Source organism: Sphingobacterium sp. G1-14 (genome assembly GCF_002196555.1).
GTDB classification, from domain to species: Bacteria; Bacteroidota; Bacteroidia; order Sphingobacteriales; family Sphingobacteriaceae; genus Sphingobacterium; species Sphingobacterium siyangense.
This window is the reverse complement of the sequence record NZ_CP021381.1, coordinates 5,589,672-5,615,351: the sequence shown is the minus strand read 5'-3', so window position 1 is coordinate 5,615,351 and position 25,680 is coordinate 5,589,672. Positions and strand designations below refer to the sequence as shown.

General features: G+C 39.6%; 23 protein-coding genes. 15 read left to right on the top strand and 8 right to left on the bottom strand.

The genetic code is table 11. The annotated features are described in order from the left end of the window. Positions 1–76: 76 nt before the first annotated feature. The 9 genes from CBM24_RS24290 to CBM24_RS24240 all read left to right on the top strand — a co-directional run bounded on the left by CBM24_RS24290 (position 77) and on the right by CBM24_RS24240 (position 9,186). Positions 77–886 carry a hypothetical protein gene (locus CBM24_RS24290; RefSeq protein WP_157698584.1) on the top strand — a complete coding sequence of 270 codons (810 nt, stop codon included), beginning with the start codon at positions 77–79 and terminating at the stop codon, positions 884–886. Between the two features lie 15 nt (positions 887–901). Beyond that, positions 902–1,345 carry a PH domain-containing protein gene (locus tag CBM24_RS24285; RefSeq protein ID WP_088163041.1) on the top strand — a complete coding sequence of 148 codons (444 nt, stop codon included), beginning with the start codon at positions 902–904 and terminating at the stop codon, positions 1,343–1,345. Positions 1,346–1,465: 120 nt separating this feature from the next. Continuing rightward, positions 1,466–1,981, top strand: coding sequence for a hypothetical protein (locus CBM24_RS24280; RefSeq protein ID WP_157698583.1), 516 nt, complete (start codon positions 1,466–1,468; stop codon positions 1,979–1,981). 1,082 nt (positions 1,982–3,063) lie between these two features. Beyond that, on the top strand, positions 3,064–3,597 hold the full coding sequence (locus CBM24_RS24265; protein ID WP_157698582.1) for a hypothetical protein: 534 nt from the start codon (positions 3,064–3,066) through the stop codon (positions 3,595–3,597). A 42-nt stretch (positions 3,598–3,639) separates the two neighbouring features. Then, a complete protein-coding gene (locus CBM24_RS24260; protein WP_088163036.1) occupies positions 3,640–4,650 on the top strand; it encodes a hypothetical protein in 1,011 nt (336 codons plus the stop codon). 685 nt (positions 4,651–5,335) lie between these two features. Continuing rightward, entirely contained in the window at positions 5,336–6,118 is a 783-nt protein-coding gene (locus tag CBM24_RS24255) for a hypothetical protein (protein ID WP_157698581.1), read from the top strand. Positions 6,119–6,349: 231 nt separating this feature from the next. Then, entirely contained in the window at positions 6,350–6,781 is a 432-nt protein-coding gene (locus CBM24_RS24250; RefSeq protein WP_088163034.1) for a nuclear transport factor 2 family protein, read from the top strand. A gap of 221 nt (positions 6,782–7,002) precedes the next feature. Next, on the top strand, positions 7,003–8,031 hold the full coding sequence (locus CBM24_RS24245; protein ID WP_088163033.1) for an energy transducer TonB: 1,029 nt from the start codon (positions 7,003–7,005) through the stop codon (positions 8,029–8,031). A 171-nt stretch (positions 8,032–8,202) separates the two neighbouring features. Beyond that, positions 8,203–9,186, top strand: a complete 984-nt coding sequence (locus tag CBM24_RS24240; protein WP_088163032.1) for an energy transducer TonB — start codon at positions 8,203–8,205, stop codon at positions 9,184–9,186. A 62-nt stretch (positions 9,187–9,248) separates the two neighbouring features. Here the strand turns inward: CBM24_RS24240 and acs are convergent, their stop codons facing one another. Further along, positions 9,249–11,165 (bottom strand): acetate--CoA ligase, encoded by a 1,917-nt coding sequence (gene acs, locus CBM24_RS24235; RefSeq protein WP_088163031.1) that lies wholly within the window; start codon positions 11,163–11,165, stop codon positions 9,249–9,251. A gap of 184 nt (positions 11,166–11,349) precedes the next feature. On the opposite strand from acs, the gene CBM24_RS24230 reads away from it, so the two are divergent. Then, on the top strand, positions 11,350–12,228 hold the full coding sequence (locus tag CBM24_RS24230) for a hypothetical protein (protein WP_088163030.1): 879 nt from the start codon (positions 11,350–11,352) through the stop codon (positions 12,226–12,228). Between the two features lie 165 nt (positions 12,229–12,393). On the opposite strand, the gene CBM24_RS24225 is transcribed toward CBM24_RS24230, so the two are convergent. From CBM24_RS24225 to rsmA, 3 genes are read right to left on the bottom strand one after another with little or no spacing between them, the layout of a single operon-like run. Further along, positions 12,394–13,326: an NAD(P)-dependent oxidoreductase gene (locus tag CBM24_RS24225; protein WP_088163029.1), complete on the bottom strand. Its 933-nt coding sequence runs from the start codon at positions 13,324–13,326 to the stop codon at positions 12,394–12,396. Between the two features lie 59 nt (positions 13,327–13,385). Then, a complete protein-coding gene (locus tag CBM24_RS24220; protein ID WP_070560763.1) occupies positions 13,386–14,570 on the bottom strand; it encodes an FAD-dependent monooxygenase in 1,185 nt (394 codons plus the stop codon). A 1-nt stretch (position 14,571) separates the two neighbouring features. Then, entirely contained in the window at positions 14,572–15,351 is a 780-nt protein-coding gene (rsmA, locus tag CBM24_RS24215) for a 16S rRNA (adenine(1518)-N(6)/adenine(1519)-N(6))-dimethyltransferase RsmA (protein WP_070560762.1), read from the bottom strand. A gap of 81 nt (positions 15,352–15,432) precedes the next feature. Between rsmA and pdxA the strand changes: the two genes are divergently transcribed. The 4 genes from pdxA to miaA are packed head-to-tail and all read left to right on the top strand — an operon-like array spanning position 15,433 to position 19,583. Next, entirely contained in the window at positions 15,433–16,488 is a 1,056-nt protein-coding gene (pdxA, locus tag CBM24_RS24210; protein WP_070560760.1) for a 4-hydroxythreonine-4-phosphate dehydrogenase PdxA, read from the top strand. Positions 16,489–16,543: 55 nt separating this feature from the next. After that, entirely contained in the window at positions 16,544–17,977 is a 1,434-nt protein-coding gene (locus CBM24_RS24205; RefSeq protein WP_088163028.1) for a CCA tRNA nucleotidyltransferase, read from the top strand. Positions 17,978–18,022: 45 nt separating this feature from the next. Further along, complete coding sequence (locus CBM24_RS24200; protein ID WP_088163027.1) at positions 18,023–18,616, top strand: IS1096 element passenger TnpR family protein; 594 nt, start codon at positions 18,023–18,025, stop codon at positions 18,614–18,616. Between the two features lie 46 nt (positions 18,617–18,662). Then, on the top strand, positions 18,663–19,583 hold the full coding sequence (miaA, locus tag CBM24_RS24195) for a tRNA (adenosine(37)-N6)-dimethylallyltransferase MiaA (RefSeq protein WP_088163026.1): 921 nt from the start codon (positions 18,663–18,665) through the stop codon (positions 19,581–19,583). A gap of 144 nt (positions 19,584–19,727) precedes the next feature. Here the strand turns inward: miaA and CBM24_RS24190 are convergent, their stop codons facing one another. Beyond that, a complete protein-coding gene (locus tag CBM24_RS24190) occupies positions 19,728–20,798 on the bottom strand; it encodes a branched-chain amino acid aminotransferase (RefSeq protein WP_046672808.1) in 1,071 nt (356 codons plus the stop codon). A 324-nt stretch (positions 20,799–21,122) separates the two neighbouring features. Here CBM24_RS24190 and CBM24_RS27420 point away from each other — a divergent pair, with 324 nt between their 5' ends. After that, positions 21,123–21,281, top strand: coding sequence for a hypothetical protein (locus CBM24_RS27420; protein WP_157698580.1), 159 nt, complete (start codon positions 21,123–21,125; stop codon positions 21,279–21,281). A 191-nt stretch (positions 21,282–21,472) separates the two neighbouring features. Here the strand turns inward: CBM24_RS27420 and CBM24_RS24185 are convergent, their stop codons facing one another. The 3 genes from CBM24_RS24185 to recJ form a co-directional block, all read right to left on the bottom strand. Then, positions 21,473–22,987: a GH3 auxin-responsive promoter family protein gene (locus tag CBM24_RS24185; RefSeq protein ID WP_070560751.1), complete on the bottom strand. Its 1,515-nt coding sequence runs from the start codon at positions 22,985–22,987 to the stop codon at positions 21,473–21,475. Between the two features lie 22 nt (positions 22,988–23,009). After that, positions 23,010–23,744, bottom strand: coding sequence for an LPS export ABC transporter ATP-binding protein (gene lptB / locus CBM24_RS24180; protein ID WP_028072074.1), 735 nt, complete (start codon positions 23,742–23,744; stop codon positions 23,010–23,012). 155 nt (positions 23,745–23,899) lie between these two features. Further along, a complete protein-coding gene (gene recJ / locus CBM24_RS24175; RefSeq protein ID WP_070560747.1) occupies positions 23,900–25,600 on the bottom strand; it encodes a single-stranded-DNA-specific exonuclease RecJ in 1,701 nt (566 codons plus the stop codon). Between the last annotated feature and the right edge of the window lie 80 nt (positions 25,601–25,680).

Here is a 25,680-nt window from a genome sequence, read left to right as displayed (position 1 = left end):
TAGGTTCGATGCAGTATGTCGAACCTAATATCCTATTATCCGCATGAAGTGCGTATAGGATTACTAATATAGGATTATGTTAAAATATCACGGAATAATATATTTTTTCTTTCTAAGTCTATTTGCTTGTGAAAGGAATCAAAAGGTGGATCTTACCGGAAGTCTGGAAGTCAAGTCGCCGTTTTATTTTGATTTATATGAGATGGAAAGTGGAAGTAAAGTTATCGCAGACACGCTATATAGCGACACCTTCAAGATAAAGCTTGATAAACTTCCAAAAGGAATCTATCAAATCGTTTTTTCCTGGGAGAGGGATGTGGTGAAGCCACAGGAGATCGAACGATTTGCCCGTCAACCTGAACTTGGTACACCAAAATATTATTTGTCAGCCACATTTTGGTTAGATGCAAAAGAGTCAAATAATTATACATTGTTACTGGACAGTACTTATCAACAATCGGAGCTAGAAGAATTATTGTTGGCTAAGAATGGGAGTGAATCAATTAAAATTGCAGTAGTATCCGATGGAGCAAACAACAAGTTATATAATAGATACTTAGCATTAGTGGATCGTTATAGGGCTAAAAATCGACATCAAAAAGATAGTCTTCAACAAGTAGTGGCACATTATAATGATCTTAAATTATTCGAGGATTCAGAGCGATTAAACGCGCTCTTAGCAAAAGATTGGTTGCCAAATGTTAAAACAGCACTGTTACGTGAAGAAATAAATTTTATGAAAGATAATATAGACAGCGAGGTCATTCCTCTAATCTACCATATTCAGGTTAATACGAAAGAAGATTTCGAACAATATCGTGAAGTCTATAATTTGTTTCCGCTTTCAGTTAAGCAAAATTTTACCGTTTGGAATAAAAGTAACTGACCTAGCAAACTATTGATGATGAAAGAAGTATTTAATACCCACATACCCTTTGGTAGTTATATATGGGGGGCTGGGATGATTATATTTATTGCCATGGTATCATATGGTGACTTGGAGCAAGGACTTTACACTGGGGCACTTTTGTTGTTTGCGGTATTTGCATTAACCTGGTATTTCACTTTCTTCTATAAACGTTATTGGATTGAAGACAATAAACTGTTTATTAAAAGTATCTGGGGAACAGATTCTGTTGATGTCAACTCCATTCGCAAAGTTGAAGCTGATAAGGTATTTTGGTTTGGATCGATGAGGTTCACCGTTTTAAGGCCCTATAGAAGGGGAATGATTCTGCATTATAATGTAATTGATGATATATTCGTTGATCCGGAAAATCCAACCCAATTTATTGATAAATTGAAACAAATTGCACCCAATATCAATGTTATCGAAGCGAAATAGTCTTTTTCCTCAATAAAGTTTCGTCAATACGAATTGGTTACTCGGACTAAACATCTGCCATTTGAGACGATCTATTTTGCCGGTGTTCAATTTAATAACGCTAGCAATCTGAATAGGATCTTGAAAGATTATGATTCCGGAAAGGTACCTCTATTTGGGTGGAATGCTGGAGCTGGACTTGCATATAGGATCAAACAACCCCTCATTGGCGTGAATTTTAGCCTTTCCACAAGCAGTAAAAATGACAATACAATGAATACAGGCGATTTTACGGTTTATGTATCTACCAATGCGATACGTACAGGCAGATTGATCTTTAGCCCGCAGCTGGGAGTAGGTACGCAGTCTACTACTTTTACCGTTCAAAAGAAAAATCTGAATGGAGAATTTGGAGACTTTTTGACCAGGCAGTCCAACCAAACTAAAATGGAGCACGATGCTGCTATCGTAGACTTGAGTGTCACCTTGAAAACTTTCAATACGGAACGTAATATCTTTCGTCCTGAATGCAGAGTAGGTTATAAATCTTCTATTACAAAAAATGAATGGAAAGTAGTGAATGCTGCTGTTTCGAATGCGCCGAAGGATAGGCTTGGAAATTTCTATGTGCAATTCGCTTGGGGTAATGGACGATAAAAAAGGATAATTTATTTTATTAGCAAACAGGAGTAATAGTCAGCACTTATAGATCTTTATGAAAACACACCGCAAATTATTTTTTATCTACTGCCAGATCATGTTGGTAATCATACTCAGTCAGCAACTTATTGACGTTTACTTTCGAGGTGAAGTGACAGAATTTACCGTCGGTAGACTAGTTGCAACATGTGTGTATTTAATAGTCGGTGCGCTGGTACTCACATTTGTGGAAATTAAAACTAAGAAACGTAAATAATTTCAGATCTTTAAATATATAGGTTGTTATAACAGGATGCGGTATCCTGAAAAACATAGGAAAGCATGTTATTTAACCAAAAAAATGATGAAAAGATTATTTTTTATTAATAGGCTGTCAGAAAGGTGAAAAGAAGATATAAATCCGTTGCTAAAAAGGAGCTATTAACATCTAATTGGTTCACACTTAAAGCTAGGCAAGAGCCCGCGGTTTGGAATAAAAGTTAACTTACTTCTCGTTTCTAATTTTTGAGCTTCTTTTGGAGAAAATGTCGACATTTAATTCTGTCAAAATAAATAGGAGTGCGATCCAAGTGGTTAAATGGTGCTTATCCTTTATACCTATAACCAATAAAAGGAGAGCAAATATTATTCTAAGCCATCGACCTATAGATATTTCGACGATAGTGGTTGTCGTAAAAAATTGATAAATCTTTAATAAAATTGTGTTCATTGCTAGAATTTTAATCTATTAAAGATAAGTCTATATAGAGAATAGATCAGAATTGCAATAGCACAGATATCAACTAATGTTACTGATATAATTTTCAGTATTTCAGCATCTCGATGTATTAGGATATGCTGAGGCATTTGGCTGAGTAAGAATAGAGCAGTAATAATGTTCAAAACTAATGACAATGGGGATTTCGCTTTTAAGTATGTTTTCATCATTCTGATTATTGTATTATAGGTTTAAATTTGGCATACTTAAAGATAGTTATTTTTTTTGAAATGAAGCTATATTATCTGACTTTCTAACGGTGCTGTGATTGTAATTACAAACTCTAACTTCTATAGTAGATAACAACGTATTTGACCGAAAAATGATGAAAAGATTATTGTTTATTATTCCCTTTGTTGTTTTCTTTCTAGGATGTAAGAAAGAAAAAGACGATGTTAATCCTTTCGTAGGAGAGTGGGAAATCAAGACTATCTATACAAAGTATACCGACCCGGTTGCTGGACTAAAAGAGGAAACAACGGACGTGAAAACATTTTTGGCAAAGAATGGCTATTACCCATCGACCTATAAAGGACTGCTGTTTTATGCTGTTGATAGTGCCGCATTGATGACATCGGAGATATTCACGCTGCCCAACGATGATGGGCACCTATATGAGGACCCGGACAAACCTGATAGCGAAAGTAAAACGGCCGATAGGATAAGAGCCAGCTATAAGGTCGATGGCAATACCATCACTCTTCAATTGGAACCATTACCAGTCTCACAGAAGTTAACTTATCGTTATGCTTTTGTAAATGGACTACTTGAACTTGTTGTAAATGATATAGATAGCGCTTCGGGTGGAAAGCCCATGATCCATAAAGAAGTATGGACATTGCAGAAAAGCAAATAATGCGATAACTTAGCGTAACCTATTTTTTGAAATTTACTTATCATGAAACGGATTATTTTCCTCCTATTCATTATTCTTATAAATACAGTTGCCGTGCAAGCGCAACAAAAGACCAGAGCATTTCTATTTACGAAACCACATAAGATCGTCGAGAACGCTAAGTATGGCAAAATAAACCTATACGACGCAAGAGAGATAAAAGATAATCTGGGCGTCATACAGGTCGGTATGATGAACGCAAACCGGTTGTTGGTGGCGGAGCCATCATTGGAAAAACAGTTGCAGAGGCAATTGGAACAAATAACCGGTCGTAAAGGCAATGGTGAATTGCTGATGCGGTTGGAAAAGTTCTGCATAGCGGAATTGACGGGAGCTTTTTCTGAAAAGGGATTTTTGGATTTTAGAGCAATCTTATTCTCAAAAAAGGCTAATGGAGAATATTTACAGCTAGCCCGAGCTGATACAGCTATCGTCGTTAAAGGGATGGATGTAACCAAAGCGACTTTGGCACGCGCCAGCGACGTTGTCAATAACCTGATCCTTGATGCATTAACCAAAAACGGCGATACCACAAAAAGCTATAGTCTCAGTGAAATTGAACATTACGACGATATTCAAAAGAAACAATTGGCACTTTATAACACGGAAACATATAAAGATGGGTTATATCTGACCTACGAAGAATTTGCCCTTCAAACACCGTCAGGTGGGCAGGCCCAATTAAGAGAGGGGGATTTAAACTTAGGCTTCTTTAAAGAGAATGAAAAAGGGAAACTTAAAAAGGTAAACCCGAAAGATTATTATGCAGTAGTGCATGCTGGTAATCCTTTTATTTCAAGTCAGGATCAGTTTTATGCTTTAATCAAGGAAGATGATGATTTTATTTTTGTGGGTCCCGTTATGGAAACTGCATCTGCAACCAATGTTGTTGTAGCCTCCGTGTTGCTAGGTGCAATAGGAGGTGTGTTGGTAGCAGGCCCTGAAACAAACTACTATGCGCAGAAACTCGATTATGCAAATGGTACCTTTATTCGGATGCTGAATAAACAATAATATGTATCTCTTATTTACATCGTAAAAAACTTTTGGCCGACCATAGTATATCGTCTTATATTTCGTGTAAAATTTGATGTGTCCGCAGTTTTCCACAGCTTGTTAATAACATTGTGGAAAACGTTATCAATCCAGAGTTGTTAAATAGGCTTCTTGTTATAGAAATGGATTAATTATATAAATTAAATAAATTTCTCTTTGGATGTTAAATGTCTTTTGTATATTAAGTTGTACTCTATTAACCCTTGACTAATGAAAACCAAATTTATACTTGTTTTAATATTGTCCTTCATCGTCTGCTTTTCAATAGCAGCTGCTGTATACTATTTCTTGGATGAGAAATCGTCCATTCCCGATTCTTTGTTCGTAGGGGCTATATCAAGCTCTATTGTGATTACACTATTCTCAAAGTTCAATACAGCCGCTCGGCGCAAATAATTATATTTTCCTGACAGCAACTCCATACCAACTTGCGATCAACTCCGTACTGTAACCACCTTGTGTGCACAGTGAGTCCACGTTGAGTCCACCTTTTAAGGGTGCTTTCACTGTACAGACATCCTGTCTGCATCTTGCTTGCAATTAGAAGGTGGTTAGGAATTGGTTATAACTAATCCCCAAAAAGGTATCACTAAATTTTCAAATTTATAATTGCTGTTTGCTGCAGCTTCCGAAATCCTTAAAAATGAACAAGATACTTGACATAGGGTCGTTTTGGTGGTATATTTATTGTATGGGAATAAATGATAATGGCTATATCCGTGGACTGGTTGGCCCACTGGTAAGCAGGAAGGTAGGAACAAAGAACTACATTCAAGGTAAACCACATCGTGTAAAACAAAACGTCGACACGAAGAATGCTGGTAAAGATTTTGGACAGGCAAGTCGCGCGGGCGCCGCAATTAGGCAGGCTTTTGGGTTAGTGCATCAGGAACTGCATGATGGACAAATGGGCAATCGCTTGAATAGACAGATTTATAGGGCAATGAAGACAAATATCAATGACGATAGGGGAACACTTTGCCTAAACAACTGTAGGCTCGACAGATTGGTGAATTTCCAATTCAACGAAAATTTCCATATGCAGGATGCGCTGAATATCGATCCAACGGTTAGCCTTACCAAGGAGAATCAGATCGAAATATCATTTCCAATATTTGACATTAACCGAGCATTGCTGCTACCCAAAGATTGTAATGCTATCGCCTTTAAATTCCATACCTTTTCTTTCAATTTCAAAGAAAGGGAGTTCACTGAGGTAAAGGATGAAGAATGGGAAATCGATATCGTCTATGGGCAGGATCCAATTCCGGCCAAGACAATCAGCATTCCATGCAACGAATTTGTTGGTACGCCGATCCTGGTTGGATTTACGATCATATATCTTCATAAAAATGGCCGACGGTGCAATGTGCTGAATGAAGTTGATTGTACGCCTGCAACTATTCTAGCTGCTTTCCAGTTATAAAAGTAACGTTAACCCATACCTGTGTTTTTTCCTACCGGAGCGGATATCCATTTACCGCTCCTTTACCTCCATTTACCGACTTTTTTATTCCGTTGATCTAAATGTAATAAAATAGGATGCTGCGTTGTCTTACTTTTGAATCAGAATCTTAAAGGAAATGATGCAACAAAATCAACTTCCTTGCGACAATAAGAAAAGAGATAAAAAAACTAACAATATAAATAAAGTATTATGAAAACTTTAGTAAAGACATTCGCAGCAGCAGCATTGATTACACTATCAACTTTTGCAATGGCAGCAACTGACCCTGGTAAAGCATTGAACCTTTCCACAGCCGATTTGGCCATCGATAGCTATGTATCGGTAATGACAGAAGGTGCATCTCAGGGCGTAGAAAAATTGTTCGCATCCGAATTCAATCAAAAAGTTCAGGGAAAAGCTGCACGCACCAATAGCCGTTCGGAAGTCATTTCGTTCCTAAAAAAGCAAAAAGGTGAAAAATTGAACTGCAGTACAAGTACCGAAGTACTCGAGGAGTCTGAAAACTATATGGTAGCACGTGTCACCATGAAGTTTGAGGATTTCACGAAAACAGATTTGGTGACATTGATCAATGAATCGGGAACCTGGAAGGTTGCAAGCTCCGTAAACTCGTATAAATAGAAACTGTTTAATTAAATTCATATGTTTATTTTAGCCACGTCGGGATGATGTGGCTTTTTTGTGTTTAATGCATTTTTGTTTCTGTTAATCTTAAAGTGCTTTTGAACTTATCAACAATGTTATTAACATCGTGTGGAAAACTGTTTTTTTTCCTCACTAAATCGATGCATCGCATGAATTATGTAAATTAGCCCATAAAATTATTGTCCTACGCACATTTTATGAAATATTATTTAAATCAATTGTTGAAATTCATTTGCTTCATTACATTATTGGTCTTTTATCTGCAGGATGCGGCGGCCCAAGATATCGACACAACATTCCATAAGAAAGATGGGAAAGAAATAACAGCGAAAGACCCCGCTTATTTTAAGCGTATTATTCGTCCTGTAAGCGATCAAAACAAAAAATATTATGTTATTGAAGAGTATTATATCAATAACAATACGATTAAGTTAAAAGGCACCAGCAAAGATGCTGGTTTTCCATTTAGCTTTCAGGGTCAGAAATCTCAGTTTAGCTTTCAAGGTCAGAAATCTCAGTTTTACGAAAATGGAGTGTTAAGGAGCCTGGAAAATTTCAGTGAAAAGAGTGAACTGATAGATTCTGCATACTATTGGTACCCAAATGGTAAGCCTGAGTTGACTGTATTTTACCCAAGCTCATTCGATAAAAGAGGTAACCGGGTTGCAGAGAATCCTATTTATGTGGCTTATTTTGACTCGTTGGAGAATAAAACATTGGCGGATGGAAATGGTTTAATTTGTTTACGTGAAGGTGGTGACGATAATTTTGAAGAGGGGAGGATGGTCAATAATTTGCGTGAAGGAGAATGGAAAGGAATGGCAGATAATGAAACTTTTGTCGAAACGTATAAAAAAGGAAAGCTATTAAAGGGTAGTAAAATCAAAGAAAATGGGGAGCTCATAAACTATGATGCGAAAACTTATTTTGCGCAACCGGAATACCCTGGAGGTATCTATAAGTTATTGACTTTTATTGCTAAAAATTATGAGTATCCCAAAGAAGCTGTCAAAAATGGGGTAAATGGTTTAGTAGAAATAGATTTTGTGGTCGACAGAGATGGCCATATCGAAGATATAAAAGTAAAGAGTGATTTGGGATTTAACACTGGTGAAGCTGGTATCCGAGTTGTAAAAATGCTTAAGAAATGGAAGCCGGGTATACTGAGAGGAGAGTCCGTAAGAGTGGGTTATACCTTGCCCATACGGCTAAATTATGTACGTTAAGGATATAATGACTGTCGGTTTTTATGTTATCCACAATGTTATCAACATAATGTGGATAACATAAAACAGGTATTGGCAATTCCAACGCGATAAAACTAAACATTATTTAACCGCTTAATTTTTTTACTATCCTGGATATTTGTTATTATTACCCCTGTATTAACAATTATTATGAAGTATTATTTACATTTTTTGACAAGATCTATCTGCTTTTTATTATTCACCCTTTGTGTATCACATCTTCTCGCTCAGAACAAGATTTCCTACTATAAAAAAAATGGAGAAGAAACTAGGCTGAAGGACTCTGCTTATTACCTTAGGATAGTTAGTCCCGAAGGAAATGGAATTGATACATTTTATCGCGTGGAGGAATTCTATTTTCACAATGATTCAGTTAAGCTTAACGCTATAAGTAAAACTGCCCAATCACCTTTAAAATATCATGGGAGAAAATATGAGTTTTATGAAAATGGTCGTTTAAAAAATTTAGAAAATTTTTTTAATGGAACCAAAATAGATTCTGCCTTTTACTTTTATCCAAATAATCAATTGGAGAAAATTTTGTTTTATCCAAATAGGATCGACGCAAAGGGGGAAGTACAGGTAGAAAAACCGATTTATGTAGCATATTATGACTCTCTTCGGAATAAAACATTGGAAAATGGTAATGGCTTAATTCGTTTTTCGGGGTACAAGAATAACTATGAGGAAGGAACTATGTTAAATAGTTTGCGTGAGGGTAAATGGCATGGCAAATTGGGAAAAGATAGCTACGTTGAAATCTATAGCAAGGATAAATTGATTTCGGGTATCACAACTAAAGAAAATGGGGTTTTAATAAGTTATGATTCAACAAATTATATGATTCCACCTCAATTTCCAGGTGGAATATCTAGACTAATGGGCTATATCGGCAGTCATTATATTTACCCCAAAGAAGCTATTCGAAATAATGTAAGCGGTGTGTTGTTGATTATGTTCATGATCGACCATGAAGGGAATATAAAAGATGCTGTAGTGAAAGAGGATTTGGGGTTTGGTACAGGGGATGAAGGTATTCGCGTGCTAAAAAAGGCTGGGAAATGGAAGCCTGGTGTACAGCGCGGTGAAGCAGTAAATGTGGCTTACATGCTACCTATTAGACTCAATAGATGATTATTTTCACACAAAAAAAAGCCTTCCATTTGGAAGGCTTTTTTTTTAAGATACTTTATACGTTATTTTTTCAAAGCCGCAGCGCCTTTGATGATTCCTTCGACAACGGCAGGATCCTGAAGTGTTGAAGTATCTCCTACATTGGCGATATCGTCTTCGGCAATCTTGCGTAAGATACGACGCATGATCTTTCCTGAACGTGTTTTTGGTAAATCATCAACAAATTGGATAATGTCTGGTTTAGCAATTGGACCGATAATACGTGAAACGGTTTCCATGATATCCTTTCTGGTGGCTTCTGCATCGGTGTGGTGATTCGCAATGACATAAGCATAGATACCCTGGCCTTTTACTGGGTGGGGATATCCGACAATGGCCGATTCAACAACGTCAGCGTGCATATTGATGGCATTTTCCACTTCTGCTGTACCAATACGGTGACCCGAAACGTTCAATACATCATCTACACGGCCTGTGATTTTATAATAACCCTCCGGACTACGGAAACATCCATCGCCTGTAAAATACATATCCTTATACGTCGAGAAATAGGTTTGACGACATCTGTCATGATCCCCCCATGTCGTGCGTAGCATACCTGGCCAAGGGAACTTGATACATAGGTTTCCTGTGACATCATTGCCTTCGATTTCTTTCCCATTCTCATCCATCAAAGCGGGTTGAATGCCCGGCATCGGGAACATCGCATAACTTGCTTTTTCCGGTGTTACTCCCGCCAAAGAAGTGATCAAGTGGCCTCCATTCTCTGTCTGCCAATAGGTATCAACGACAGGACAATTCTTTTTACCAACTTTTTCGTTAAACCAGTTCCAGGCTTCTTCGTTGATTGGCTCTCCTACAGATCCCAAAACGCGCAAAGAGGAAAGGTCGTTCTTGTCGACAAATTCATCACCAAAAGCCATCAATGAACGTAAGGCAGTAGGGGATGTATAGATAATATTGACCTTGAACTTATCAACAATGTCCCAATAACGGCTCGCGTCCGGGAAGGTTGGAATACCTTCAAACATTAAAGAAGTAGCTCCTTGTGATAACGGCCCATAGACGATGTAACTGTGTCCTGTAATCCAGCCAATATCTGCTGTACAGAAAAATACATCGTTTGGCTTATACTGGAACGTATTCATAAAGGTATAGCCTGTATACACCATATAACCGCCACAGGTGTGTACTACACCTTTAGGCTTACCTGTGGATCCCGATGTATAAAGGATGAATAAGTTGTCTTCCGCATCCATCTCTTCTGCTGGACATGCTGGATTTCCTTGTGTTTCTACTTTTTTGATCTCATCTTCCCACCATACATCGCGTCCTTTGATCATCGATACCGGTGTACGTGTACGTGTTAAGACAATTACTTTTTCAACAGTGTCACATTGCATTAAAGCATCGTCCACAATATTTTTTAAACCAATGGTTTTGTTGCCACGGTAACTACCATCTGAAGTAACGATCAGTTTGCATTCCGCATCGACGATACGATCCGCGATAGAACGTGCTGAAAAACCTCCAAATACCACCGAGTGGATGGCACCGATACGTGCACAGGCCAATACTGCAATAACCAATTCAGGAACCATCGGTAAGTAAATACATACCCGGTCTCCTTTTTTGATGTTATTATTTTTAAGTACGTTGGCAAATTGCTCTACCTTTTGTAGTAATTGTTTATAGGAAAGAATGCGGTGCGCTTCATTGGGATCGTTAGGTTCCCAGATGATGGCTGGTTTATCACCATTCGCATAAATATGGCGATCAAGACAGTTTTCTGTAATATTTAATTTTGCACCCTCAAACCATTTGACATTGGGTTCCTCAAAGTTCCAGCTCAGCACTTTATTCCATTTTCTCTTCCAGAAAAAATGATCTGCAATGCTCGCCCAAAACTCCTCAGGTTGTTCTACACTTCGCTTATATTCACTTTGATATTCTTCAAATGATTTTATTTGTAGGCTCATCGTTATTAGGATTATTATGAATTATTTTAATTTATATTGTTATCGTTGCGAAATCGTTTTTGATATTTCGATTTCGGTGTACAATTTAGCGGTTTTTGCCCATTTTATCAAAAAATTGATGTTTAATATAATGTTAAACTACTTTTATCTATAAGATTGTTATCTTGCATCAAGATTTACCAAGATGTCTTTTCTAAGAAAGCTATTCTATATTACAATCTATACAAATCTGCTGATCGCCATGGCGGCCATGGCACAATGCGCGCTGACTTATATCATATTTGAACGACCTATCAATTGGTATATTGTTTTAGTGGAAGGAACAGCGACTTTGTTGCTTTATAATTTTAGCCTGTGGTGGTCCAAACCGAAGAACCCAAAAGAATCAAAATTCCCGCGGACACGCTGGATCTTTAATCATGAATGGGTCATGTGGTTAAATAATGGTATCGCTTTGCTTGTGCTCGGTTATTGCTTGTGGTATATTCATGTGTACTCTTTTTTGTTTTTGGGTTTTATTGGAATCCTGAGTCTATTATACGGAATGCCCCTGTTTACCTTCCGTGACCGCAAAGTGGGCCTTAGACAGATACCCGGGGCCAAGATTTTTCATATTGCCCTGGTCTGGGTCTGCAGCAGTGTGGTGCTTCCCTATGTGGAACTGGCCAACGTCGGTGTCAAAATAGATCAGTGGGTTTTTATTGCGCTCTGCGGATTGAAGTTCATATTTTTGATTATCTGTACCCTGCCTTTTGATATTCGGGATATCCAACAGGATTCCTATTATCACCTGCGGACTTTGCCCAATATGCTGGGCGAACAAAAAGCTAAAAATCTAACTTATGGGCTGTTGGGCCTCCATTGTGTTTTGATCCTGACGGTACCTTATTCGATACCTATTAAAATTGGATTGATTCTGACCAACGTGCTCATATTTGCTTTGCTAAAATTGGCCGTTTTCAAAACAAAAGATCATTATCACTATGCTTATCTACTTGACGGTAGCTTGGTGCTTCAGTTTCTGATTGTTGTTGTTATCGGTATCTTTAGTGCCGGAACCTGATTTTTTATACGTTTCAAGAGCAATAGGTTACTTTAACCTCCTAAGCGTGTATGGATAGGAGGAGATTGCTAGATTGCTAGATTGCTAGATTGCTAGATTGATTGATTGCTAGATTGCTAGATTGATTGATTGATTGGAGCTTTGGGAAAATAGGCCGTACAAAAATTAAGATGTCAGAAAGGCGATGATCTTATCGGCAGCCACTTCCGATAATTTATAATAACTTTCGAATGTCCATCCGGCAACATGTGGAGATAAGATCACATTGTCTCTACGGATAAGATCTGCATACCAGTTCTGTTCAGCGAGTTTTGGGAATTTTTCTACGGGCAACACATCGAATGCTGCTCCGATAATGGAACCTGAATCAAGGCCGCTAAGCACTGCGGGTACTTGTACAATACCGCCTCGTGCCCCCAGTAAAAAGAAAATAGGTTTTTCAAATTTAGCCAGATAATCCACATCAATCATCCCCTTTGTTTCATCCGTTAAGGGGATATGGAAACTGATCACATCGGCTTCTTTGCAGATCTTTTCCATGTCTGCTGCTGATGCATATTGATCGGCGTAGTCGATTCGATATTTATCATAGGCAAGCACCTGTACATCAAAACCGGATAGTTTTTTTGCCATAGCCATACCATTGTGCCCATAGCCGATCAACCCTACAGTACGTCCCTTAAGTTCGTATCCACGATTGGCTTCACGCAACCACTGGCCAGATCGTATTTGTTGGTCACCCCGATTCAGATTGTTCATTAGACTGAGCAACATACCGATCATATGTTCACCTACAGCATCCCGATTGCCTTCATTGGCCGGAATTAACAGCACATCTCTTTGCGCAGCAACTGTATCGTCGATATTGTCCATACCTGCACCAGCACGGGCGATAAAGCGGAGGTTTGGTGCTAGGTCAAAAAAAGCCTTATCTACCTGAAATTTGGAACGGATAACCATCCCCGAGTAATTGCTGATAATTTTTTCAGCCGCTTCCCGACTGATATCCGGTTGATAATGGAACGCGATTCCTGCCTGTTCAAATTTCTCAAGCATGATTTCATGAATGTCGTCAACGATCAAAATGGTAGTTTTCATTCAGTTATTTTTTTATGTGGGACTGATCAGTGAATACTGTTGTGGTGTAGTACGATGATTTAGATCCCAGCGTCATGATTATGGTTGATCTGCATAAAATCTACAGATAATAATTTGTTTAATTGTTGTTGTTTCATGCGGTTAGGCATTATTTTCATGCCAAAATTTCGCATTCTTATCAGGAATGGATTCTCCCATTGTGCGATTTTTCCTATCCTCCAGGAAGTATTACAGATGTAATTTACCCGATCCAATCTTCTTTTTTCGAATCCTTGAAAAGCCAAACTAACGGAAGCTGCGGTCTGGAGTTCATCCACGAGAACAGCAACATCTTCAATAGCCTGACAGGCTCCCTGGCCCAAGTTGGGAGTCGTTGCATGTCCAGCGTCACCCAATAATAGGATATTGTCAAAAGCGAGTTGCTGAAGTGGTTCGATGTCAATGATGTCATTTGCAATTAGCTCGCTATCCTTTGTTTCCGAAAGAATCGTTGGAATAGGGGCATGATAATCTTTAAAATTTTCGAGGAGCTCCTTTGTTTTCCAGTTTTTTAAGACCGGATTTTGTGCCTCAGTATTGATGCATGCGTACCAATAGATGCGGTTATTGACAAGTGGGGTCATCCCAAACCGGCCTTTGCTGCCCCAGGTTTCTGTCCCCTTACTGAGCTGTATACTGCTATTATCGATGGTGGCCCGCCAACAGGTATAGCCTGAATAGCGAGGTGCCGAGCCTGGTATGAGTTGTTGTCGTAATGCTGAGTGTACGCCATCGGCAATCAAAAGGGCTTGGCCGCGTACATGGCTTCCGTCTGCGAAATAAACTTGAATATCTTCTCCCTCCCGTTCAAAGGAAACGGCACGTTTGCCGAGATGAACTTGTCCATTGGGGATTTTGGATAAGAGAAACTGATGCAGATCTGCCCGATGGATAGCGAAATTGTCCTGTTGATATTTTTGACTGATTGACCTGGTGTCTGGTTCAACAAGAATATTTCCCTTTTGATCCAAGACATTATAAGATGCAAGGTAATGCCCTATCGGAACGATTTCATCCTTCAATCCGAGATGTTCCAAAGCTTGCATGGCGTTGGCTGCGAGCCCGAATCCAGCACCTATGCCTTTGAGTTCAATGGCGCTTTCATAGACATGTGCTTCAATACCTACTTTTGCAAGCCCTATTGCAGCACATAATCCAGCGATACCTCCGCCTACGATAATAAATGTGCTGTCCGTCGAATGCATATTAAAGACTGTTTGCTATTTCGTTTGTTAAACCGACAAAATCGTCTACCGTCAATCGTTCTGCGCGTAGCTCGTACAGTGGATTGTCGGACATTTTATCTTTGGGAACAACGCCCGAAAGTGAGTTACGGAGGGTTTTACGACGTTGATTGAAGCCCGCTTTAACAACACGCCAAAATAGTTTTTCATCACAATTCAATTGTTCACGGTCATTGCGCGTCATGCGGATAACGCCCGACAATACTTTTGGCGGTGGATTAAAAGCTCCTGCTTTTACAGTAAAAAGGTATTCTACTTTATAATAGGCCTGTAAAAAGACACTCAAGATACCATATTCCTTGCTGCCAGCCTTAGCTGTACAACGTTCGGCTACTTCTTTCTGGAACATACCCGTCATTTGAACGACACGTTGGCGTTCATCCAAAATTTTAAAGAGAATCTGGGAGGAGATGTTGTAAGGGAAATTGCCAATGACAGCCATTTTCTCACCAAAATACTGTGAAAAGTCAAGGTTTAGGAAATCACCGTGGATCAATCGCTTACCCAATTGGGGATATTTATCGTCCAAATAAGCAATGGATTCGTCATCCACATCGATCAAATAGGTTTCATATTCCTCTTTTTGCAAGAGAAAATCAGAAAGTACACCCATTCCTGGACCTACTTCAAGCACTTGGCTAAAACCCAATTTAGGATCCAATGCTTCCACAATCTTTTGTGCAGCATTTTTATCGTTCAAGAAATGCTGTCCTAAATGTTTTTTTGCTCTTACTGTGCTCATGTTGCAAAAGTAAAAAATAAATAAGTGAAAAGTCATTCTAAGAAAAAAATCCCTATTTTTGAATCAAAGCATTTAAATAGAATGAGCGATAAATTAAAAATCGGAATTACCGTAGGCGATATTAACGGCATTGGACTTGAAGTCATCATTAAATCTTTGGTAGATCAGCGTATGTGCGATTTCTTTACGCCAGTGGTTTACGGAAATACAAAGGTTGCTTCTTTTCACCGTAAAGCGATCGGTGTAAATGATTTTAGTTTTAACGTGATCAATGATGCTGAGCAGGCGCATTCCAAAAGAGCAAATATGATCAATTGCTGGCAGGAAGACGTCAAGATTTCGTTGGGTGAAGAAAACGAAATTGGCGGTAAATATGCCTTCCTTTCGTTGGAGAAAGCTGTTGAGGACCTGAAAGCCGGCAAAATTGATGCTTTAGTGACTGCCCCAATTAATAAGCATAATATTCAACAGGAGGGATTTCAATTTCCGGGCCATACCGAATACCTGCAGGCCAAAGTAGAGGCTGATGATGTATTGATGTTTATGGTTTGTGATGAATTGCGTATTGGTGTGGTAACAGGTCATATTCCACTGCATGAGGTTGCGGCTAATATTACTGAAGAAGCTATTCTTAAAAAGCTAGCCCTGATGAATGACTCGTTGAAGAAAGATTTTTGGATTGAAAAGCCTAAGATCGCAGTTTTGGGACTAAATCCACATGCTGGCGATCATGGGATTATTGGCACCGAAGATGATCAGATCATTAGACCTACCGTAGAAAAAGCAAACGAACAGGGGATCTTCTGCTTTGGTCCATATCCTGCCGATGGATTCTTCGCAAAAGGTGCTTATGAGAAATTCGATGCGGTACTCGCGATGTACCATGACCAGGGGTTAATCCCTTTTAAGCATATTGCCAAAGGTGCCGGTGTAAACTTTACAGCCGGTTTACCTATCGTACGCACTTCGCCAGATCATGGTACAGGCTATGATATTGCTGGAAAAAACTTAGCTTCTGAAAGCTCTTTTGTAGAGGCAATTTTCTCGGCTTTACATATTGTAAAACGCCGTCGTGAACAAGCCGAATTACTTAAAAATCCACTTGCTTTCCGTAAGTTGTCCAAAGATAGGGATTAGGGAAAAAAAATGTTACTTTTGCAAACTGTTTGGTTTTTTACCTGCTGTTTTGACTATGTACGATAATTTACAACATCCAATCTTTTCAATCATTAAGGAACTCGCCGAGACAACAAATACAGAATGTTATGTCATTGGGGGGTATGTTCGCGACTATATTATGAAGCGGCCTTTTAAGAATGATGTGGATATTGTTGTCGTCGGCAGCGGCATTGAATTTGCGACTTTATTGGGTGATAGGCTACATACTAAAGTGGCTGTCTACAAGAATTTTGGTACAGCAATGCTGGTTTATGAAGGACTCAATGTGGAGTTTGTCGGTGCCCGAAGGGAATCTTATCGTGCCAATTCACGTAAGCCTATTGTGGAAGACGGTACCTTATCCGATGATCAAAATCGACGTGATTTTACGATCAACGCGATGGCGTTTTCTTTGAATAAAGCGGATTATGGTACTTTAGTGGATCCATTTGACGGCGTGCAGGATCTTGAACAGCGCGTTATTCGAACACCGTTGGATCCGATAGAAACGTTTTCCGATGATCCACTGCGTATGATGCGGGCTATCCGTTTTGCGACACAGCTAAATTTTAAAATCACGATTGATGCGATCAAAGCGATTAGCGATACCAAAGAACGAATAAAGATTATCTCGAAAGAACGTATTATCGATGAAATCAATAAGATTATTCTCTCACCTAAGCCGTCAGTCGGTTTTAAATATCTTTTTGATACCGGTCTCCTGGAATTGATCTTTCCGGCCATGTATAATTTACACGGAGTTGATGTCATTGATGGCAAAGGCCATAAAGATAATTTCTACCATACGTTGGAAGTGTTGGATAATGTATGCGAATTGTCTGAAGACCTTTGGTTACGTTGGGCAGCGATTATGCATGATATTGCCAAACCGGCAACAAAACGTTTCGATAAAAAGCTCGGCTGGACGTTTCATGGCCACGAAGATCGTGGTGCACGTATGGTACCAAAGCTTTTTGCTGAATTGAAGCTGCCGCTCCATGAGAAAATGAAATTTGTTCAGAAGCTGGTACAATTGCATCTTCGGCCTATTGTCTTGGCGCAGGATATCGTAACGGATTCTGCTGTACGTCGTCTCTTGTTTGAGGCGGGGGATGATATTGAAGCCCTTATGATGCTATGCCATGCGGATGTGACCACAAAAAATGAGTTTAAAAAGAAAAAATATCGTCAGAATTTTGAACTTGTCAAACAAAAATTGAAGGATGTCGAAGAGCGGGACAAGGTTCGAAACTGGCAGCCGCCAATCAGTGGAGAGGATATCATGATCCTATTTGGCTTAGCACCAGGGCGTACTGTAGGGCAGCTGAAAAATTTGATTCGTGAGGCTATTCTAGAGGGCGATATTCCAAATTCCAGGGTAGAAGCTTATCAATTCTTGGTGAAAAAAGCAGGGGAAATGAACCTGACGATCAAACAAGAAATCCCATTGGAAATTTCCAATTCTTAAAATATAGTATTAATTTTAGAGGGTTAAAAGAAGAAAATAGCAGAGATGGCAATTTATAGATTTAGAGTTACTTTTGAGGATTATGAAGATGTATATCGTGAGATCGACATGCCTTCTAAAAGTACATTTATAGACCTGCATGAGGAAATCCATAAATCAACAGGTTATGCTGCGGATGCATCTTCCTCGTTCTATGTGAGCAATGATCAGTGGAAAAAGGGAACGGAGATTGCATTCAAGCCTACACAACGTAAAAAAGATGCTGAGGTATTGTTGATGGAGAATATCCGTTTAAGTAAGTTTATTGATGATCCACATCAGAAATTTTACTACGTTTACAATTTTGATCGTCCTTATGATTTCCAGGTTGAATTGATCAAGATCTTGAAGGAAGAGGATGGAAAAGACTATCCGGCGCTGTTTAAGTCTATGGGTCAGGTTCCCAAAACTATGACTGCGGCTAATTTCCCCGTGTCAGATGCGGTTGAAGAGGACGATTATGTGGAGGAAGACGATACGCAATATGGCGTCGATGATGAAGACGAATTGGATGGCTTCGACAGCGATGGTGACGATGAGGAAGAGGGCGAAGAAGGTGAAGAGCGTGAAGAATCCAACGGCTACGAAGACGAATATTAATTAAGAAGACTTTACAGGTTCTTTTCAGCCTGTGAAGTGCTATATTATGGCAAATAAAAAAACATTGATAGCCATTGTGGGGCCAACTGCTGTTGGTAAGACTACAATGGCTATTTCATTGGCGCAATATTTTAAAACAGCGATAATTTCTGCTGACTCTCGTCAGTTCTATCGGGAAATGTCTATTGGTACGGCTAAACCAGATCCAGCGGAACTTGCTGCTGCTCCTCATTATTTCATTGATTCACACTCCATCACGCAGGATTATTCTGCAGGCGATTTTGAACGTGAGGCCTTACTGAAACTAGAAGAACTATTTCAATTGCATGATGTCGTAATTATGGTAGGTGGATCGGGCCTGTTTGTACGGGCCCTGTGCGAAGGATTGGATGATCTGCCCAAGGCGGGGGATGAAGTGCGCGAGCGGCTTAATCATGAACTTGCAGTATTGGGATTGGAGGTCTTAAAAGATCGATTGAAAAGTATTGACCCTGCATATTTTGAAACGGCAGACATCGATAATCCGCAACGTGTCGTACGGGCGCTTGAAGTTTTTGAGGAGACTGGTAAACCGATGTCATTTTACCATAAGAAAGATGTCGAGAAAAGACCTTTTGATATCCTTACCATTGGCTTGAATATGGATCGGGCGAACTTGTATGAAAGGATCAATTTACGTGTAGATTTGATGATGAAAAATGGCTTACTGGACGAAGTGAAAGCTTTACTTCCTTTCAGAACGAAGCCTGCATTGCTCACTGTTGGCTACGCTGAGTTGTTTGATTATCTCGATGGCAAGCAGTCTTTGACGGAAGCGACCGAGAAAATCAAACAAAATTCGAGACGTTATGCCAAGCGACAGATTACATGGTTTAAAAAATATGGTAATACGCACTGGTTTCAATCCCAGGAGACAGCCGCTATAATTGATTTTATTCAAAAGGAGCTGACAGGAGAGCATTCCTAAGGATCTAGCAGTAGACACTAGACGTTATCCGCAAAGGTTCAGACGAGGTATATAGACCGCGTTTCAAGGTATGCATAACGTATATAGGCCATAAAAAAAGCCTTTGTTATTAATAACAAAGGCTTTTCTATTTCATTTTGGAAATTACTTTACTAAATAGTTCCATCCGAATGGATCTTCTACTTTGCCATAGCGCAAGTCGTTGAGGTAATTCAAAACACGATTTGAAAACTCGCGGCCCTCTACTGGTGGCAAGTGGTAATCTTGTCCTTCAAAACCGATACGGCTGATATCCGTAATTGTGGCTGCAGTACCAGCTGCGAAAGCTTCAGTTACTGTACCGGCTTTAATACCGTCAATTAATTCTTGAATAGATACCTTTCTCTGCTCGGCTTTATAACCCCATTTCTCCGCCAATTCCATAATTGTACGACGTGTTACACCGTGTAAGATCGTATCACCATGTGGTGTAATAATCGTATCCCCAATGCGGAAAATAAGGTTTGCCGTACCTGCTTCTTCAATATATTTATGTTCAGAAGCATCTGTCCACATAATTTGGTCATAACCTTCATCATTGGCCAATTGTGTAGGGTAAAGCGATAATGCATAGTTACCTGCATTTTTAGAAAAGCCAACACCACCTTCTGCTGCACGCGTATAATAGGTCTCAACTTTTAAGCTGATTGCTTTGCTGTAATATGCGCCTACAGGGCCAGTGATAATGATAAATTTGTATGACTTTGAAGGGTGTACACCTAATGCTGCTTCTGTTGCGAACATAAAAGGACGGATGTACAATGATGAACCTTCTTTTGCCGGGATCCAGTTACGGTCGATGTCCAATAGTTTGCTTAGGCCATCCATAAAAATCTCCTCAGGTACCTCCGGCATTTGAAGACGTGCGGCAGATTTGTTGAATCTTTCCCAGTTTCTGTCCGGACGGAAGATACTCACTGTTCCATCTGCAAATTTATAAGCCTTGATTCCTTCAAAGATCGCTTGACCATAATGTAAAGCGGACATCGAAGGACTAATACTGATATCTCCATAAGGGACGATGCTGACATCTTTCCATTCACCGTCATCATAGTTTGCGACCAGCATGTGGTCGGATAAAATCTTTCCGAATTTTAGATTGTCGAAATCTACTTGCGAGAGTCTTGAATTTTGAGTTGGCTCTACGCGAATTGAATAGTTCTCTGTCGCGTTCATCTTATTTTTTAATTACTTAGGCTAAGTTAGGAAAAAAATGAAATATAAGTTGCACCTGTACCCGGATAATTTACCCGCTTCGATATGCCTTTTATTTCGGACAGTTGTTCCCTATTTTACTACACTTTTTTTGAAATGGAAGAATTTTACTTCATATTTCTTGGCTGGACTGTATTAATAATTAAATGTGTTAAGTATTTATTAATTAACGCCGTTATTTCATATTATGGCATAAAGTTTGGCTATAAAGAATGCGGTCCTATAGATGGGCTTTTTGGTCCGCAGTAACGCTATAAAATCACTTATCATAAAAATAAACTTAGTATGGAATTGACTCACAGTCTTAACAAAAGTAGTGAAGTAACATCAGGCGACAATCGCTCAGTGTTACAGGGTGAAGTTGAAGTTCAGAAGAAAGGTATTTCTATGAATTTTATCCTTGGTTTTTTTGTTTTTTTATATAAAACGGCAATTAAACCTTAACAAACCTCCATTATAGTCTAAGCTTTCTTGAGCTTACCAATTAGACGAACTCACAGCGGTTCTTTAAAACAACAAAATTCAGCAATACGAGATTAGCCAAAATAAGGGAATCCAAAAATTTTGGCTAATCTCCAGCCGGAGACCCCCTGTTATTCGGTCAATGTGCGGAATATTTTAGTCTGTATGCCGTATTATTCGGCTAGTATTTTCAACAGCGGGTCGAGATATTCGCGACTATTGCTCAATCTTGGAACCTTATTTTGTCCACCTAGCTTACCTCTTGATTTCATCCATTTATAGAACGTATCTTCGGGCGCATTGTGTACAATAGGTGGTCTTAGGGCCATATTCTTAAAACGTTTGGCGTCATAATCCGAATTGATTTCACGGAGTTTAGCATCCAATATTTCACAAAAACGCCTAAAATCATTGGGTTGTTGTTCAAATTCTATCACCCATTCATGTGCTCCGGCTTCGGCATCTTTAAAATAGACAGGTCCAGCGGTATAATCTTTTATACGTGCCTGTGTCAACTTGCTCGCTTCGGCCAGGGCCTGTTCGGCGTTGTCAACAATAACCTCTTCGCCAAAGGTGTTAATGTATTGTTTGGTACGTCCGGAGATCTGAAAACGATAAGGGGATAATGATGTAAACTTGATGGTATCTCCGATTTTATAACGCCACAAACCAGCATTCGTTGAAATGATCAATGCATAGTTTTTGCCAAGCTCCACCTGATCCAAACGTAAGGTTGACGGATTTTCTTCGTGCATTCGCTCAGTAGGTAAGAATTCGTAATAAATACCATAATCTAGCATAAGCAGAAGATCTTCCGAATCCGATTGATCTTGTAGACCAAAATATCCTTCTGAGGCATTATAATTCTCTAGATAATACATATTGTCAGAAGGGATCAATTTTTGGAATTGCTCGCGGTAAGGTTTGAAGCTCACTCCGCCATGCCCATAAAACTCTAGATTTGGCCATACCTCCAAGAGGTTGTCTTTGCCTGTAATCTCAAGAATACGTTTGGCCATAACAATATTCCATGTCGGTACGCCAGCTAGACTCGTTACGTTTTCTTTGAGTGTAATTTGGGCAATCTGCTCAATTTTCTCTTCAAAGTTGGGGTTTAAAGTAACTTCCATATTGGGCGTTCGCTTAAATTCGGCCCAGAAAGGAAGGTTACGGATGAGGATTGATGAAAGATCACCGTAGTAGGAATCCGGACTGAAATTGTTGATCTGTGAAGAACCACCAATAACAACTGATTTTCCCGTAAATACGCGATTTTCAGGTCTATTATGACAGTATATTGTGAGCATATCTTTACCGCCCTGGAAGTGACACTCTTCGAGTGCTTCCTCACTAACGGGAATAAATTTGCTGCGATCAGATGTGGTGCCTGAGGACTTGGCAAACCATTTGATATCAGAAGGCCACAGGATATTCTGTTCGCCTTTTATCATACGATCAACGTAGCCCTTGATATCATCATAGTCCTGTATCGGGACGCGTTCTTTGAAGATCTCTGGGGTTAATATACTTGTATAATCGTATTTTTTCCCCCATTCCGTCGCTTCAGCAGTGGCAATTAAACTCTGAAACCATTCTTCTTGTACATCGTGTGGGTATTTCATGAAAAGTTCAATCTGGTGAATTCTTTTTTTCATGAACCAAGTAAAAATGGAGTTTAATAAGGCCATAGGGGGAGGGATTCTTTAATCTTTAAAATTTTTTCCTTCTTAATTCAAAATGTCGACCGAGATAAAATTTACGGGCAAGCTCATTATCTGCAATTTCCTCAGGTGTACCCGTCAGCATAATCTTTCCTTCGGTCAGGAGGTAGGCCCTGTCCGTAATAGATAGCGTTTCCTGTACGTTGTGGTCGGTAATTAAGATGCCGATATTACGGGTTTTGAGCTTGGCTACGATCGTCTGAATTTCTTCTACGGCGATTGGGTCAACCCCTGCAAAAGGTTCATCCAAAAGTATAAAAGATGGATTTGCAGCTAATGCTCGCGCAATTTCGGTACGTCGACGCTCACCACCGGATAACAAATCACCCCTGTTTTTGCGGACACGGTGTAGGCTGAATTCTGTGAGTAGTTCTTCCAGTTTTGCCAAGCGTTCTTCTTTATTTGGATAGTGGATTTCTAATACAGCCAGGATGTTGTTTTCTACGGAGAGCTTCCGAAAGACGGATGCTTCCTGAGCGAGGTAACCTATCCCACGTTGGGCACGTTGGTACATCGCATCCTGCGTAATCTCCTGATCGTCGAGGAATACTTTGCCTTCATTGGGCTTGATCAGACCAACAATCATATAGAATGAGGTCGTTTTTCCTGCCCCATTGGGGCCCAATAACCCGACAATCTCTCCTTGTTCCACATGGAAGGAAACATTGTTGACAACGGTTCGCTGCTTATATTTTTTTATGAGATGTTCTGCCTTTAAAATCATCTTCGTGGAGTGTCTTGTGTTATATGTATCTGTTCAATAGGACTACTTAAGAACCCTCACCGTTCTTTCATGCCTGGTATCTAATCCAGTATGAGGGTTTTATGCCTGACCAAATCTTGTGTAAATATATTTAATATCTTCTTACTATTGCAATACTAATACTTAATCCCTTTGATGTTTAGCTGTAAGTTTCTTTTGTTGCGCCACACATTCTCTTCAATGCTGTAACAGATGTCGAAACTTTGTCCGGAATTGATATGTGTGATATGTTCTGCTAGTCCAAAACCGATACAGTCAAATGAAGGAGAGTCTTCTTGAACAACGGTCATCTTGAGGTGATTGGTGCCTACAATAAAAGCTTGTCCTACTGCATTTACCTTTTTACTGAGGAAAATAGGAGATTCATTTTGGGGCCCGAAAGGTTCAAACTGCTGGAGAATACGGAAGAACTTAGCATCTATATCCTTCAACGCTAGCTTAGCATCGATCAAAATTTCTTGGGTCAGCATTTCAGGACTGATACGTCGCGATACCACTTCCTCAAAACGATCTTGGAATAGGGTGACATTATCTAAGGACATCGTTAATCCGGCAGCATATTTATGACCGCCAAATTGTTCCAATAGATCGGCGCATTCGCTTAAGGCTTCATATAAGTCAAAACCCAGTACCGAACGGCAGGAACCTGCAATATGACCATTTGTTTCGGTCAATATAATCGTCGGACGGTAATATTTTTCGGTCAGGCGGGAAGCTACAATACCAATGACACCTTTGTGCCAGTCGGCTTTATACAATACCGTGGATTTGCGGCTTTTAAGTAGGGCATTGTCCTCAATGAGTGCCAGCGCTTCTTCTGTTATTTTGAGATCAAAATCTTTACGGACATTATTTTGATCGTCTATGCTCGAACTGAAGTCTTTGGCTTCTTGTAGCGATTTGGAAATCAAAAGCTTGACGGCGTCTTTGGCATGGTCTATTCTGCCCGCAGCATTAATGCGTGGGCCGATCTGGAACACGATGTCGTTAACTGTAAAGATCTTCGTTCGATTATTTGATAAATCAATCAGTGCCTTTAGTCCGACGCAGGGATTCGTATTAAGTTTAATAAGGCCAAAGTGGCTGAGTATTCTATTTTCACCGGTAATCGGAACAATGTCCGAAGCGATACTCACGGCCACAAGATCTAGAAACTGATAGCAGGCATTGATATCCATGCCATTGGTCAATATAAAAGCCTGAATAATCTTAAAGCCGATTCCACAACCTGAAAGTTCTTTATAGGGATATTCACAGTCTGCACGCTTGGGATCTAATACGGCATAGGCTTTAGGAAGTTCTTCACCGGGAAGGTGGTGATCGCCAATGATAAAATCAATTCCTTTGCTATTTGCGTAATCTATTTTATCGACTGCCTTGATACCACAGTCCAATGCAATAATTAAGCTGAAACCATTTGCTGCGGCATAGTCGATGCCTTGTGTAGAGATGCCATAACCTTCGGCATAGCGGTCTGGTATATAAAACTCCAGCTGGCTATGAAATTCCCTGAAAAAACTATAAACAACGGCTACCGCTGTGGTACCGTCTACGTCATAGTCTCCATAGATCAGAATTTTTTCTTTGTTGCCGATGGCTTGGATAATACGGGTGATGGCTTTCTCCATGTCCCGCATCAAAAATGGATCGTGCAAATCCGATAATTGAGGTCTAAAAAACTGCTTTGATTCGTCAAAAGTCTCAATTCCCCTGCTCACGAGCAACTCTGCCAATACAGTGTTGATGTTTAATTCCTCGCGCAGTTTGTTGGTTATTTTGACATCAGTTTTAGATTTTAGTACCCACCTTTTTTGCATATCTTTGCACAATATTTTAAGTGTAAATATACGTTTTAAGGCTGGACTTACCTAATTCCTAAACCCGGTATTGATCCGCT

Bases quoted from the DNA above. Each gene is read 5' to 3' on its own strand.
- acs (WP_088163031.1), bottom strand. From the start codon at position 11,165: ATGAGCCTACAAATAAAATCATTTGAAGAATATCAAAGTGAATATAAG.
- CBM24_RS24260 (WP_088163036.1), top strand. From the start codon at position 3,640: ATGAAACGGATTATTTTCCTCCTATTCATTATTCTTATAAATACAGTT.
- CBM24_RS24255 (WP_157698581.1), top strand. From the start codon at position 5,336: ATGAACAAGATACTTGACATAGGGTCGTTTTGGTGGTATATTTATTGT.
- CBM24_RS24205 (WP_088163028.1), top strand. From the start codon at position 16,544: ATGTACGATAATTTACAACATCCAATCTTTTCAATCATTAAGGAACTC.
- CBM24_RS24245 (WP_088163033.1), top strand. From the start codon at position 7,003: ATGAAATATTATTTAAATCAATTGTTGAAATTCATTTGCTTCATTACA.
- CBM24_RS24230 (WP_088163030.1), top strand. From the start codon at position 11,350: ATGTCTTTTCTAAGAAAGCTATTCTATATTACAATCTATACAAATCTG.
- CBM24_RS24285 (WP_088163041.1), top strand. From the start codon at position 902: ATGATGAAAGAAGTATTTAATACCCACATACCCTTTGGTAGTTATATA.
- CBM24_RS24185 (WP_070560751.1), bottom strand. From the start codon at position 22,987: ATGGCCTTATTAAACTCCATTTTTACTTGGTTCATGAAAAAAAGAATT.
- CBM24_RS24250 (WP_088163034.1), top strand. From the start codon at position 6,350: ATGAAAACTTTAGTAAAGACATTCGCAGCAGCAGCATTGATTACACTA.
- pdxA (WP_070560760.1), top strand. From the start codon at position 15,433: ATGAGCGATAAATTAAAAATCGGAATTACCGTAGGCGATATTAACGGC.
- CBM24_RS27420 (WP_157698580.1), top strand. From the start codon at position 21,123: ATGGAATTGACTCACAGTCTTAACAAAAGTAGTGAAGTAACATCAGGC.
- CBM24_RS24200 (WP_088163027.1), top strand. From the start codon at position 18,023: ATGGCAATTTATAGATTTAGAGTTACTTTTGAGGATTATGAAGATGTA.
- CBM24_RS24290 (WP_157698584.1), top strand. From the start codon at position 77: ATGTTAAAATATCACGGAATAATATATTTTTTCTTTCTAAGTCTATTT.
- CBM24_RS24190 (WP_046672808.1), bottom strand. From the start codon at position 20,798: ATGAACGCGACAGAGAACTATTCAATTCGCGTAGAGCCAACTCAAAAT.
- lptB (WP_028072074.1), bottom strand. From the start codon at position 23,744: ATGATTTTAAAGGCAGAACATCTCATAAAAAAATATAAGCAGCGAACC.
- CBM24_RS24265 (WP_157698582.1), top strand. From the start codon at position 3,064: ATGATGAAAAGATTATTGTTTATTATTCCCTTTGTTGTTTTCTTTCTA.
- CBM24_RS24240 (WP_088163032.1), top strand. From the start codon at position 8,203: ATGAAGTATTATTTACATTTTTTGACAAGATCTATCTGCTTTTTATTA.
- CBM24_RS24225 (WP_088163029.1), bottom strand. From the start codon at position 13,326: ATGAAAACTACCATTTTGATCGTTGACGACATTCATGAAATCATGCTT.
- CBM24_RS24220 (WP_070560763.1), bottom strand. From the start codon at position 14,570: ATGCATTCGACGGACAGCACATTTATTATCGTAGGCGGAGGTATCGCT.
- miaA (WP_088163026.1), top strand. From the start codon at position 18,663: ATGGCAAATAAAAAAACATTGATAGCCATTGTGGGGCCAACTGCTGTT.
- recJ (WP_070560747.1), bottom strand. From the start codon at position 25,600: ATGCAAAAAAGGTGGGTACTAAAATCTAAAACTGATGTCAAAATAACC.
- rsmA (WP_070560762.1), bottom strand. From the start codon at position 15,351: ATGAGCACAGTAAGAGCAAAAAAACATTTAGGACAGCATTTCTTGAAC.